Below are 13,542 nucleotides of genomic sequence, written 5' to 3'. Positions count from 1 at the left end.
TAATAGCATAATAAAAGGAGACAGAAGCGATTGCGTTCTGGCTCTTTTTTTATATGAATGGAAATAGACAAATACTATCACGCCTCTTGCCTCTGTTCTTATGACATAAATTCCTCTCTTGTCTCATAGATTGGGACAAAGTGTCTTTGTATTCGTGTGGAACGGACTACAAGTCGTTTCTACCGGGGAGGAAGTCGTCATGAAGACGGAAAAAGTGGCTTTAGTGGTTGCTTGTATTGCGATCGTGATAGGAATTGGCAGCACTCAGGGACCGGTAAAGGACATGCTTGCGCAATTGAAGCCGCAGGATGACCTAGCTGTGTGGAAGGATATTTCTAAGGCGGAGAACAATGATCTTCGGACACGGATTGAGACCGCCGCAGCCAAGCTAAATGCCCCTCCAGTGAATGCTGTGGTTGATCGGGTATGGAAGGCGATTCCGGGTTATAACGGGCTTGAAATTGATGTAGAGAGTACATATCGGAATGCTCTTTTGGCACCAAAAGAACCTATAAAATTTGTGTATCGGCAGATCGAACCACAGATATCCCTGAATCAACTGGGAGCTGAACCCATATATCGTGGGAATCCGGCTAAGCCGATGGTATCGCTGATGATTAATGTGGCGTGGGGAAATGAGTACATTGTGCCAATGTTGGATATTTTGGACGAAGAGAACGTTAAAGTTACGTTTTTTCTGGATGGGAGCTGGCTGAGTAAAAACCCGGAGCTGGCTAAAGAAATGCTAAAACGCGGTCATGAGATGGAGAATCATGCTTATACTCACCCTAATATGAGTACTTTAAGTCGTGCACGAGCTACTGTAGAAATTGAAAAGACACAAAAGCTGTTAAAGGAATCGCTTGGAGTCACTAATAAATGGTTCGCCCCCCCTTCTGGTGATTTCGATCAGGAGACAGTAGAAATTGCAGGCAGTTTAGGGCTCAAAACCGTACTATGGACCGTGGATACCGTAGATTGGCGTAATCCGTCTCCTGATTCTGTGGTTGCCAAAATCACAAGCAAAGCGGAACCAGGCACTTTAGTTCTAATGCATCCCACAGCCGCATCCTCCAAAGCTCTGAAGGCCATGATACGTGGAATCAAAGCAAAAGGGTTACAGCTAGGCACAGTTAGTCAAACGCTCTCAGCAGAGCGGCTAATCCCCTCTAATGTTGAGTGAGAGATGTATTTCTGGTAGGATTATAGGCACGTGTAATTAAATTAGATAGAACATGGCTATTTGCCAGGAGGACTTGAAGTGGAAAAAATAGTGTTATCCAATGGTTTACGAGTGGTAATGGAAAAAATCCCGACCGGTCGGTCTGTTTCTTTCGGAATCTGGGTAAAGACAGGCTCTCGGAATGAACATCCTGGAAACAACGGGATATCCCATTTTGTAGAACATATGCTTTTTAAAGGTACGGATCGGTACAGCGCCAAGGATATTGCTGAGCAGTTTGACGCTATCGGCGGCAATGTAAATGCGTTTACCTCAAAGGAATATACATGTTATTATGCTAAAGTATTGGATGAGCATCTGCCCATCGCTGTAGATGTGTTAGCGGATATGTTCTTCCGTTCACGTATGGATGCTGAAGAGCTGGAGAAAGAAAAGAATGTCATCCTTGAGGAAATTTCCATGTGCGAGGACACGCCGGATGATCTTGTGCATGATTTGATGTGTGCTGCTGCCTACAAGGACCATCCGCTTGCGTATTCCATCCTTGGCTTGAAGGAACGGTTAATGGAGATGAAGCCGGATGATCTTCGGGCGTATATGAAGGAACAATACACGATTGAGAATACGGTTATAAGCGTTGCCGGCAACATTAGTGATGGATTGATTGAACTGCTGGAACAGCATTTTGGTTCTTTTGATAATCACGGTACAAGTGCGTCGCTGACTCCACCAGATTACTATGGAGAGCTCTTATTTCACCGCAAGAAAACAGAGCAGAATCACATCTGTCTTTCCTTACCAGGTGTCCGTTCTGGCGATCCCCTGCAGTATGCTATGGTGCTGATTAATAATGCCGTAGGCGGAGGGATGAGCTCCCGCATGTTCCAGGAAATTCGTGAAAAGCGCGGATTAGCTTATTCGGTGTATTCCTATCACAGCTCCCAGGCAGATTCTGGTCTGTTTACGGTGTATGCTGGAACAGCGCCCAAGCAAACAAAGGATGTCATGGAGTTAATCAAGGAAATGATGTACGAACTTGCTACCAACGGCCTCAGTGAAGATGAGCTGAGAAAAGGTAAGGAGCAGCTTAAAGGCAGCCTCATTCTTAGTCTCGAAAGCACTAGCAGCCGAATGAACCGTATCGGAAAAAATGAACTTATGCTCGGAAGACATAATACATTGGACGATATGATCGCCAAAATTCAGCTAGTGACGATGGACAATATCAACAGTGTGCTGGACCATATGTTCGCGGAGCCGCTTTCTTTAGCGATGGTAGGCTCATCAGATAAAGCTATTGCAAATGTTAGGAGAGATGATCTTGTCTTATTACGTACAAATCAATAAACTTGCTGGAAACGAGGATGTAAATCTTCCTTGTAAAATGTCGGAGCAAGCTTCCGGTTATGATCTTTATGCTGCCGTTGCGGGTGAAATTGTACTTGCACCAGGAGAGCGGGCATTAATTCCAACAGGGATCTCACTGGCTATGCCAGAGGGGCTTGAAGCGCAGATCCGTCCGCGTAGTGGACTGGCCTTGAAGCACGGGATTACCTGCTTGAATACACCTGGAACTATAGACGCTGATTACCGCGGAGAGATCAAAGTGCTCTTGATCAATCTGGGGCAGGAGCCTTTTGCTATCGCTCGCAATGAGCGGATTGCCCAAATGGTATTTCAAGCCGTTCCAGTGGTTAATTTGGTGGAAGTGGAAGAGTTGTCCGAAACTCAACGCGGAGCCGGAGGCTTTGGCCATACTGGCAAATAAGATTGTTGATACAATTCGTTTAAAAAGCTTACGAATTTATGCCCAAGGCATGATTCGTGAGCTTTTTTGTTATGCAGAGTTAATTATCCAACAAAATTTTAATTTCTTCGATTGTTAAGCAGATAGCATTTTATAAAGTGCTATCTGCTACTCCGACTAACTCCGATTTCCCCATCGAAAAAACTGAGCATTTTCATTGGCTCTCTGCCACAACTCTAACCCTACCGTCAAAGTAAAGACGAAGCCCCTATCGGACCCCAGCGCTCTTATTTATATCAATGCTACTTAATTCGGCTGTTTTCGGACCCCAGTGTCACTATTTGATCAAAAACACCTGATATCGAACCTGTTTATATCGAATAAGAGCTCCCCAGTCCGAAACTCCTCCTAAAAGGCAAAAAATACACAAATAGTTGCATCTCGGTCCGTAACTCATCAGCCGCAAGCCTTAAGCCATTAGTTCATCAGTCATCTGCTCATCAGCCATACGTACCGGGGATTTCATTTCCGCTCTTCACCCATTAACAATGCCCAGCATAAGATGCTTTATAGTCGATAGTGTATGTTGAAAGGAGCGTCATCCCTATGCTTACTGGCGTCAGGATCGTGTTCCTGGGCGGGGACGCGAGACAGCTTGAAGTGATTCGGAAATGTGTGGAATTGGATGCGACGGTAAGCGCTGCCGGGTTCGATAAGTGGGAGACCCCTAGCCCAGGGGTGAGCCTGGAACAATTGACGGTAGAGCTGCTGAGTAATGCTGATGTATTAGTGTTGCCTACGGTAGGCTGTGATGATGAAGGAAATATTAGTGCTCTATTTTCTTCTGAGCGTTTAACGATTCTGGAGGAGCATTTCACTGCGCTGCCATCCGATTGTTTGGTCTATACCGGTATGGCTAAAAGTTACTTGCGCGGGATGTGTACCAAGCACTCACTGAAGTTAGTCGAACTGCTTAATCGTGATGATGTGGCTATTTATAACTCTATCCCGACAGCGGAGGGAGCGCTGGTAATGGCCATTCAGAACACGGATTTTACGATTCACAGCTCGAAGTCAATGGTGCTTGGTTTAGGTAGAACTGGATTTACAATGGCTCGAAGTCTACAGGGGCTGGGGGCTAGTGTAAAGGTTGGTGTCAGAAAACAAGAACATTATGCACGTGCTGAGGAAATGGGCTGGAAGCCTTTTATGACCAATGAGTTGCTGCTTCACGTACCGGATGTGGATCTTATATTTAACACGATACCAAGTATGATCATCACCGCGCAGGTGCTCTCGCGGCTTGCGCCGCATTGCGTAATTATTGATCTGGCATCTGCACCAGGCGGCTGTGACTTTCGTTATGCTGAGAAACGTGGGATTAAGGCGATGCTGGCTCCAGGACTCCCTGGCATTGTAGCTCCAAAAAGCGCTGGGATTATTATGGCAAATGCGCTGGTACAGTCGATTTCGGACGAGGCTTTAATCAAGGGGGACGAATAAAATGGATTGGCACGGAAAAACAGTAGGGTATGCGATCACTGGATCTCATTGCACTTTTGCTGAGGTAATGCCACAAATTCAGCGCTTCGTAGACGGGGGAGCAAACGTAGTACCTATAGTTTCTGCATCTGTATTAGGAACAGACACCCGCTTTGGGACATCGCAAAATTGGTTAAAACAGTTGAAAGATATAACAGGGAATGATATCATTTCTACAATTGTTGAAGCGGAGCCGCTGGGTCCTTCCAAGCTGCTGGATGTGCTGACAATAGCACCTTGCACAGGAAATACAACGAGTAAACTGGCTAATGCCATGACGGATAGTCCCGTGCTAATGGCAGCTAAATCGCAGATGCGCAACGGACGTCCACTAGTTCTAGCGATATCTACAAATGATGGATTGGGCCTAAATGCCGCAAATATTGCTAAGCTTCTGGTGGCTAAACATATTTATTTTGTACCATTCGGTCAAGATAACCCTGAGGGTAAACCTAACTCGCTCGTGGCACGCATGGATCTTATCCCGGAAGCTTGCTATGCCGCTTTGCAAGGTAAACAACTACAGCCGATGATCATCGAACGGTTTCATTCAGCTTAGAAAATTAACAGAGCTCGGCTGATTTTGTTGTGGAGAATAAAAGGGGAGATGCACCAAATGAGCAATGAGAAGTGCCAAGATAACGTAGTGGAACCAGCTAAGTTCATTGCTATTTAAAAAATATAAGCAGTATTGCTACCGTCCTCAGGTTAGAGGGCGGTACAGCCATTTACCAACTTACTTAACGAATAAGCTCACGTACCGTAATCTTTTCACGAATGATTAGTGTGTTTGCTTTGATAATAATGGGGGAATTATACATGGGTATTCTGGTACAAAAATTCGGAGGAACATCGCTATCCACACCGCAAGCTAGAGAACACGTAATCCGTAATGTCAAAAGGGAGCTGGCAAGTGGCTATAGTCTTGTAATTGTTGTATCCGCTATGGGCCGTCGCGGAGAGCCTTACGCAACTGACACTTTGCTGGATTGGGCCGTGCAGAACGGAGATGCACTTCCAGACCGGGAAAAAGATCTCTTGATGTGCTGTGGTGAAATTATTTCAGCTACTACTCTATGTGGGCTGCTAGAGAATGAAGGCATCGCTTCTACAGTATTAACGGGAGCTCAGGCAGGATTTCTGACAGACAGCAACTACGGTAATGCCAGAATTCTGGATGTACGTCCGGAACGTATTCTCCGTGAGCTGCGTGAAGATAAGGTAGTTATTGTTACCGGGTTCCAGGGCCAGACTGAAGCGGGTGATTTGACAACTTTAGGCCGTGGCGGCAGTGATACCTCTGCTACAGCACTGGGTGCTGCTCTTCATGCTGATATGGTGGATATTTATACGGATGTTAACGGGATTCTTACAGCAGATCCACGGATCGTTGAAGATGCTAAGCCATTAACTTACGTTAGTTATACTGAAATATGCAATATGGCTCACCAGGGAGCAAAAGTTATTCATCCACGTGCGGTTGAGATTGCTATGCAGGCACAGATCCCAGTACGTGTTCGTTCAACCTTTTCAGAAGCTGAAGGTACGTTAGTTACGAATCCAGAAGGATTTAACGATATCCAAGCAGGGGGTATTGTGGATCGATTCGTTACAGGGATTGCTTATGTCAGCAACGTTACACAGATTTCTGTGGAATGCCCGGACGGTAACGGAACCGGAGTGCAACTGCAAATCTTTAAGAGTATGGCAGATAACGGGATAAGCGTTGATTTTATTAATGTAACACCTACGGAAGCCCTTTATACGGTTTTTGATGACAAATCAGAGAAGGCCATTTCTGCTCTACAGCAGCTGGGTTTACGACCTAAGAGTTTATCGGGTTGTGCCAAAGTTTCTGTTATCGGGGGCGGAATTAATGGTGTGCCTGGTATTATGGCGCGCATCGTTGAGGCGCTTAGCTCACAAAACATTCAAATTCTACAATCCGCGGATTCGAATACAACGATATGGGTGCTTGTGAAAAAAGAAGATATGGTGCAGTCCCTGCGTTCGCTGCATGCTATGTTTGAATTGCACCGCTGACAAGGAGGAATTCAAAGTGGATTTCGGAAGATTAATAACAGCCATGGTAACCCCTTTTGATGGGGATGGAGAAATCAACTGGGATGTAACTTCACAGCTTGTCGATTATTTGATTGAGGTACAGAAATCAGAGGCTTTAGTTGTCTGCGGAACGACAGGGGAATCGCCTACGTTAAGCGATGAGGAAAAGCTGCAGCTGTTTTCTTTTGTGCTGGAAAAGGCGAACGGACGTTGTAAAGTTATTGCTGGAACTGGCAGCAATAACACGAAGCATTCCATTCATCTGACGAAGGAAGCGGAGAAAATAGGCGTAGATGGAGTGCTTTTGGTCGTTCCTTATTATAATAAACCGAATCAGGAAGGCCTTTATCAGCATTTTTCCACGATTGCTTCAGAGACTTCATTACCAGTGATTCTATATAATGTTCCAGGTCGAACAGGTGTAAGTATGAGCGTGGCCACTACCCTGCGACTTGCTGAGATTCCGAACATCGTTGCTACGAAAGAATGCGCGTCTGTAGATCAGGTAACACTTATTGCCTCTGCTTGTTCAGATGATTTCCGTGTATATACGGGTGATGATGCTTCAGGTCTTGCCAGTCTGGCTGTTGGTGGATATGGAATTATAAGTGTATCTAGTCATGTGGTTGGTGCGCAGATGTCAGAAATGATTTACGCTTATACCTCCGGCAAAGTTCAGCTTGCTGGAGAGATTCATCGCCAGCTGTTTCCAATTTTTAAAGGAATGTTTGAATGCCCACAACCGCTGCCCAATCCTTCAGCTGTAAAATATGCTTTAGGACTCAAGGGGATCCCTGTGGGTGGAGTCAGATTGCCGCTTATTTCGCCAACCGAAGCGGAAGCGGCTTTTATTGAGGCACTATTTCACTAAGAATTAATCATTGCTGATGTACGTTCTAAACCGGCTACTCTATTGGGGGAGCCGGTTTTTGCATTTATATTTTTTTTCTGAAATATTGAGGTGAATTTAAGGAAAGAATTTGGATACGAGGCGGATGACTTGTCTTTTGCCAAAAAAATCATGTATAATGATCTTAAGTGACTGGGTGCGGTTAAAATTAAATATGCGGTAATCTTCCGTCAATGTAATACATTGTGAGACAGGATAGGTCCCAAGATGAGTCTGTTTAAATAAATGACATGTCTTCGCGCGAGGGGCGCGACGGTGAATTTTGACGGCGTTTGTCCGCTTCAATATGAACTTTACTGCCCGGAATCGGGAGCTTTCGCATTGCGCATTTTACAGATTTCAGGAATTTCCTCGTCGATTGGAAGTTATTGGCTGTTTGAAAGAAATGTGTTCAGCGCCGCTGAAATAATCGAAGTTCGATATTTACCAATAAAAGTATGACGTCCAACATCATAGGAGGGTTAGATTCATTTGTCCAAAAAAAACAACAACGATAAATTGACGATTTTCGCATTGGGCGGAGTCGGAGAAATCGGGAAAAACATGTATGTTATTCAATACGGAGCTGACATTGTAGTCGTGGATTCGGGACTCAAGTTTCCGGAAGAGGATATGCTCGGTATTGACATCGTAATTCCTGATATCTCGTATTTGACAGAGAACCGTGACAAGGTAAGAGGTATTGTGCTTACTCACGGACACGAGGATCACATCGGTGGTCTGCCTTATGTCCTGAAAAATTTGAATGTTCCAGTTTATGGAACAAGATTAACTTTAGGCCTTGTAGAGAACAAATTGAAGGAAGCGAACCTGCTGGGGGACACCAAACGGATTCTGATCAACGAAGATTCAGAAATTCAATTGGGGAACTCACTTAAAGTAACTTTCTTTAGAACCAACCACAGTATTCCTGATTCCGTGGGTGTATGCATTGAGACTCCGGAAGGAAATGTTGTTCATACGGGCGATTTCAAATTTGACCACACCCCAGTCAACGGTCAATTTGCAAATCTGCATCGGATGGCAGAGATTGGCCAAAAGGGCGTACTTGCTCTTTTGTCGGATAGTACAAATGCTGAGAAACCAGGCTTTACCCCATCTGAGAAGAATGTCGGTATTGTGCTGGAAGATATTTTCCGCAAGGCTGAGCAACGTGTCGTTGTAGCAACTTTTGCTTCCAATGTGCATCGTATTCAACAAGTGGTTAATGCAGCAGAATCTACGGGTCGTAAGATTACAGTAATTGGCCGTAGTATGGTCAACGTTGTATCCATCGCTTCAGAGCTTGGATATTTGAACGTACCTGACGGAATGCTGATCGAACCGGAAGAAATGAATAGAATGGCAGCAAATCGTGTAGTTGTTCTTTGCACAGGCAGCCAAGGCGAGCCAATGTCTGCATTGACACGTATGGCACGTTCTAGTCATCGTAAAGTAGATATCCTGCCAGGCGATACCGTTATTATTGCGGCAACACCTGTACCAGGTAATGAGAAGTATGTAGGCCGTACTATCGATGAATTGTTCCGTCTTGGCGCTAATGTGATTTACAGCGGTTCCAACTCCGGCGTTCACGTATCCGGTCACGGTAGTCAAGAAGAACTTAAGCTGATGCTTAACCTGATGAAACCGAAATTCTTCATTCCGATCCACGGTGAATACCGCATGCAGCGCAAACATGCTTTGCTGGCTGAATCCGTTGGCGTAGAACCACAGAACATTTTCATCACTGAAATCGGTGAAATTGTTGAAATCCAAGGCGGTGCCGCTCGTAAGGCTGGTAAAGTAACAGCTGGTAACGTATTGATTGACGGACTAGGTGTAGGCGATGTTGGTAACATTGTATTGCGTGACCGTAAGTTGCTGTCTCAAGATGGTATCTTGGTTGTCGTGGTTACACTTAGCAAGCAGAATGGTGCAATTGTTTCTGGACCTGACATCATTTCGCGTGGTTTCGTTTATGTTCGGGAGTCCGAAGGGCTGCTCGACGAAGCTAACCGAATTGTATCCAGTACATTGCAACGCCTGATGAGTGAAAAAGTAAATGAGTGGGCTTCCCTTAAAACAAGTGTAAAAGATTCGCTGGGCCGTTTCTTATATGAACAAACGCGCCGCAGACCGATGATTTTGCCAATTATCATGGAAGTGTAAGGAGAGTTTCTCCTTCAATGAATATATAGCTAGGGCTGAGCCCCTTTTCCCCGGAAATATTGGACGGTTTCCACGGGAGAAGGGGTTTTTGTATATTCAAAAGCTGAAAATTGCATAATGCAGCACCCTGAAATGTCATACTAAGGATTGTTAGTAAGGCAACAGCAGACTAGAGCTGCATATAACAAGGGAGAGCTGCGAAGATGAACTACATCGAAGGATCAAATGGAGCAAAAAATGAGGAAGTTGTCCCAGGAGAAACTAATCCGAACCCTAATGAAAATATGCCGCCCACTACAATGGGAGCGATTAAGGAGCTTGGACAAACAGTAGTCCCAAGTGGAGAGCCTGATATTTTTTGCTTAACGATTATTGGTCAGATTGAAGGACATATTGTTATGCCTCCACAGAACAAAACAACAAAGTATGAGCATATCATTCCGCAGCTGGTGGCAGCTGAGCAGAATAAAAACATCAAAGGCCTGCTTATCATTTTAAATACGGTAGGTGGAGATGTAGAAGCGGGATTAGCAATTGCGGAAATGATTGCATCTCTCTCAAAGCCAACAGTAACCGTAGTCATTGGAGGCGGGCATAGCATCGGGGTGCCGATTGCAGTTTCCTCCACTTATTCGATTATTGCTGAAAGTGCAACGATGACGATTCATCCGATTCGAATGAATGGTTTAGTGATCGGAGTGCCGCAAACGTTCGAGTATATGGAGAAAATGCAGGAACGTGTCGTTAAATTTGTGACTTCCCATTCGCGTATTTCTGAAGAACAGTTCCGTGATCTCATGTTTAAGACAGGTGAGCTCAATCGTGATATAGGGACGGCCGTGGGGGGCTTGGATGCCGTTAAATATGGTCTGATGGATGAGGTCGGCGGGATCGGAGCTGCTCTAGCACATCTCAACCGGATGATTGGCGGGGATTTCTCAGCATCGACTCCAGGAGGGATTACGCAATGACACTGTACACAGTAGTTGCAATGGATCAGGTGTGGGAGGGGGCATTTAACAATTATGCTGCAACCCTAGAAGTGAGTGTGCAGGGCATGCTGATGCAGGTTGAACCGATGGAGGAGGGGCGTGCGCGGATCGTGAGATTATTGGATTGTCCACTGAACCGTTATCTAGATCCGGCGTTCTCTCCAGGTTCGATAATTACATTAACATAAAGATTCATTTTCTGACAAAAGAGAACATAGGTACGCCACGCCATTATATGGTATAATGTTGTTCCGGGGGTGGCTGGCGTGGCTAAACGAAAAAAGAAGAAGAAAAAAGCGCTGCTCGGCAGCGTTTTAAAATATGAAATATATGGAATTTTATTAATAACTATTTCCGTCATTGCACTGTCTGGTGAAGCAGCCGTAGGACGCTCACTTTCAAGTATGGCGGGTTACTTATTAGGGAGATTTTATTTTGTGTTGCCGCTTGTCGGCATTTTTTATGGACTTATGGTGATGATCCATCGAAGATGGCCTTCCTCGTGGAACAGCAGGCATACTGGCGTGCTTCTGCTTCTATTGTCTATGTGCCTTATGAGCACAATATCTGCAATGGAGCAGAAGCTTGGCCCGTTGTCTTTATTACATCCCGGCAATGTAATGACACAAATACATAATGATCTTTCGGGATCACTTTCACCTGGCTCGAACGACAGCAATGTCTATATGCTGGGGAAGGATATAAGCGGAGGGTACATCGGCGGGTTGGAGTATGCAGCGTTGTTATGGCTTTTTGGTAGTCTGGGCGCTAAGCTGCTTATGATCGTCATGCTGGCGATCAGCTTTATGCTAATTACCAACTTGTCCTATGTGGAGATTTTTACGCTTTTGCGAGTGCGCTTGGTTAAGTTTGTGGAGGGGATCCGTCTCCATGCTGCAAACCGTCCGAAGGCGGTTCCGGTAGCGGCCAGACCTTCTAGAGCCGCTGCTCCAGCTAAAGCTCGGCAGGTGAAGCAGCCTGTCTATGATGACGAGGATGAAGAAGACGAAGACGATCGGTATTTGCCTAATCGCAAACAACCTGTCCTTTTGAAAAAAATATCTGGCTGGTTCTCAGGCTCCACGCGTTCACAGGTGGAAGCAGATCCTGAGGATGACGATCAGGGTCCAATTGTGACAAGTGCTTCAACCGGTCCGATTATTTCGGGATTAACTCCAGATAGTCGTGTAATTCCATTAGACGATATCGATCATGATTTTGATGATGCGGATCTGGATATTGAACCTGTGACGCCTATTATTCGTGACTTCTTTGAACATATCCGTTCAGAAGGGTTAAACGAAGAAGATCGGGAAGAGTGGAGTGAATTCTCACCCACTGCTCGTGGTGAAGCAGCTAAACCTGCTGTAGCCGGACCTAATGCCGTTAAGCAACAGCCTACGGATGAGTCTGAGGAGAATGTAAGCATAGACTTGGAAGGCCTACTAGGTGCTTCTCCAGATGGAGAGATTATTCCCGCTCCTCCAGCACCACCGCCACCGAAGCCATATAAGCTGCCATCGTTCCGTCTTCTAGCCAAACCTAACAATGGTGGCAAAGCTGGAGATCAGAATGATTATATGCAGACAGCCCGTAAGTTAGAAGCAACACTTGAAAGCTTTGGGGTACGGGCTAAGGTGCTGGAGGTAGTAAGAGGCCCAGCAGTTACGAGGTATGAGATACAACCGGATATTGGGGTTAAGGTTAGCCGTATTGTAAATCTGACGGATGACATTGCCCTTGCACTTGCAGCCAAAGACATTCGGATGGAAGCACCGATTCCGGGTAAATCTGCGATTGGGATAGAAGTTCCGAACTCTGAGGTGTCTATTGTTACCATGCGCGAAGTTATGGAAACACAGATTTTTCAGGAGGCTGAATCCAGATTATCGATTGCTTTTGGCCGTGATATTTCCGGCCAGACCATTATTGGAAATCTGGCTAAGATGCCCCATTTATTGGTGGCCGGTGCAACGGGCTCCGGTAAATCTGTCTGCATCAACGGGATTATTACAAGCATCTTATACAAAGCAAAACCTGATGAAGTCAAATTCCTCATGGTCGATCCAAAGATGGTAGAGCTGAATGTGTATAATGGAATTCCCCATCTTCTGGCTCCGGTTGTCACAGATCCCAAGCGGGCAAGTCTTGCTTTGAAGAAGATTGTTGTGGAAATGGAGAAGCGTTACGAGCTATTCTCCAAATCGGGAACACGGAATATGGAAGGTTATAATAAGCTAATGGCTGAGAATCCAGCGGCAATTCTCCCGTATATCGTTGTTATTGTGGACGAGCTTGCGGATTTGATGATGGTTGCAGCCAATGATGTTGAGGATGCAATTTGCCGACTTGCACAAATGGCGCGGGCGGCTGGAATTCATTTAATTATCGCTACACAACGACCTTCAGTAGATGTCATCACAGGTTTAATTAAAGCTAATATTCCATCCCGGATCGCTTTTGGCGTATCGTCCAATGTGGATTCACGTACCATTTTGGATATGCCCGGTGCAGAGAAGCTGTTAGGCCGAGGTGATATGTTGTTCTTGCCAATGGGCGCATCTAAACCTATTCGTGTACAGGGAGCTTTTATGAGCGACCAAGAAGTAGAGACTATCGTTCAATATGTCAGCAGTCAAGGTGAAGCCGAATACGATGAGTCCATCGTTCCTGAAGTGGATGATACAATCACTGAGGATCAGGAGCCACAGGATGAATTATACGAGCAGGCCGTACAAATTGTGCTGGAGGCTAAGCAGGCTTCAGTGTCGCTGCTACAGCGTCGCATGCGGGTCGGTTATACCCGTGCAGCCCGGTTGATTGACTCTATGGAGGCTCGTGGGGTCATCGGTCCTTACGAGGGCAGCAAGCCGCGTGAGGTACTAGTGTCACTTGAGCAATATCAGCATAACAAGATCAGCTCGTAAGCTGGACAAGCCTGTCGAAACCTTCT

11 protein-coding genes are annotated in these 13,542 nt (G+C 45.6%); all 11 read left to right on the top strand.

Annotated features, from left to right (window positions below):
• The first annotated feature begins 199 nt into the window (after positions 1–199).
• Positions 200–1,183, top strand: a complete 984-nt coding sequence (locus MHH60_RS22195; protein ID WP_076136422.1) for a polysaccharide deacetylase family protein — start codon at positions 200–202, stop codon at positions 1,181–1,183.
• Positions 1,184–1,261: 78 nt separating this feature from the next.
• Positions 1,262–2,530 (top strand): M16 family metallopeptidase, encoded by a 1,269-nt coding sequence (locus MHH60_RS22190; protein ID WP_076136423.1) that lies wholly within the window; start codon positions 1,262–1,264, stop codon positions 2,528–2,530.
• On the top strand, positions 2,505–2,951 hold the full coding sequence (gene dut, locus MHH60_RS22185) for a dUTP diphosphatase (RefSeq protein ID WP_172628834.1): 447 nt from the start codon (positions 2,505–2,507) through the stop codon (positions 2,949–2,951). The genes MHH60_RS22190 and dut overlap by 26 nt, the downstream gene beginning before the upstream one ends.
• Positions 2,952–3,536: 585 nt before the next feature.
• Entirely contained in the window at positions 3,537–4,433 is an 897-nt protein-coding gene (gene dpsA / locus MHH60_RS22180) for a dipicolinate synthase subunit DpsA (RefSeq protein WP_076136425.1), read from the top strand.
• 1 nt (position 4,434) lies between these two features.
• Complete coding sequence (locus MHH60_RS22175) at positions 4,435–5,031, top strand: dipicolinate synthase subunit B (RefSeq protein WP_036688443.1); 597 nt, start codon at positions 4,435–4,437, stop codon at positions 5,029–5,031.
• Between the two features lie 260 nt (positions 5,032–5,291).
• Complete coding sequence (gene dapG, locus MHH60_RS22170) at positions 5,292–6,515, top strand: aspartate kinase (protein ID WP_036688442.1); 1,224 nt, start codon at positions 5,292–5,294, stop codon at positions 6,513–6,515.
• A 16-nt stretch (positions 6,516–6,531) separates the two neighbouring features.
• Positions 6,532–7,407: a 4-hydroxy-tetrahydrodipicolinate synthase gene (dapA, locus tag MHH60_RS22165; protein ID WP_076136426.1), complete on the top strand. Its 876-nt coding sequence runs from the start codon at positions 6,532–6,534 to the stop codon at positions 7,405–7,407.
• A 510-nt stretch (positions 7,408–7,917) separates the two neighbouring features.
• Positions 7,918–9,597 (top strand): ribonuclease J, encoded by a 1,680-nt coding sequence (locus tag MHH60_RS22160; RefSeq protein ID WP_076127859.1) that lies wholly within the window; start codon positions 7,918–7,920, stop codon positions 9,595–9,597.
• Positions 9,598–9,800: 203 nt separating this feature from the next.
• On the top strand, positions 9,801–10,568 hold the full coding sequence (locus MHH60_RS22155) for a ClpP family protease (protein ID WP_076136428.1): 768 nt from the start codon (positions 9,801–9,803) through the stop codon (positions 10,566–10,568).
• The gene (locus tag MHH60_RS22150; RefSeq protein WP_076136429.1) at positions 10,565–10,777 is read left to right on the top strand and encodes a YlzJ-like family protein; all 213 of its coding nucleotides are present in this window, start codon (positions 10,565–10,567) and stop codon (positions 10,775–10,777) included. Before MHH60_RS22155 ends, MHH60_RS22150 begins: the two co-directional genes overlap by 4 nt.
• Before the next feature lie 78 nt (positions 10,778–10,855).
• Positions 10,856–13,516 (top strand): FtsK/SpoIIIE family DNA translocase, encoded by a 2,661-nt coding sequence (locus MHH60_RS22145; protein ID WP_076136431.1) that lies wholly within the window; start codon positions 10,856–10,858, stop codon positions 13,514–13,516.
• Positions 13,517–13,542 lie beyond the last annotated feature (26 nt).

Origin of the sequence: Paenibacillus sp. FSL H7-0716, assembly GCF_038002705.1 — a bacterium.
Lineage (GTDB): Bacteria > Bacillota > Bacilli > Paenibacillales > Paenibacillaceae > Paenibacillus_AQ > Paenibacillus_AQ odorifer.
Note: the sequence above shows the minus strand (reverse complement) of the source record. Positions and strands in the feature narration are given on the sequence as shown.

What these genes read in the sequence shown, in the direction of transcription:
- dapG (WP_036688442.1), top strand. Translation starts at nt 5,292, where the DNA reads ATGGGTATTCTGGTACAAAAATTCGGAGGAACATCGCTATCCACACCG.
- dpsA (WP_076136425.1), top strand. Translation starts at nt 3,537, where the DNA reads ATGCTTACTGGCGTCAGGATCGTGTTCCTGGGCGGGGACGCGAGACAG.
- MHH60_RS22150 (WP_076136429.1), top strand. Translation starts at nt 10,565, where the DNA reads ATGACACTGTACACAGTAGTTGCAATGGATCAGGTGTGGGAGGGGGCA.
- MHH60_RS22175 (WP_036688443.1), top strand. Translation starts at nt 4,435, where the DNA reads ATGGATTGGCACGGAAAAACAGTAGGGTATGCGATCACTGGATCTCAT.
- MHH60_RS22155 (WP_076136428.1), top strand. Translation starts at nt 9,801, where the DNA reads ATGAACTACATCGAAGGATCAAATGGAGCAAAAAATGAGGAAGTTGTC.
- MHH60_RS22195 (WP_076136422.1), top strand. Translation starts at nt 200, where the DNA reads ATGAAGACGGAAAAAGTGGCTTTAGTGGTTGCTTGTATTGCGATCGTG.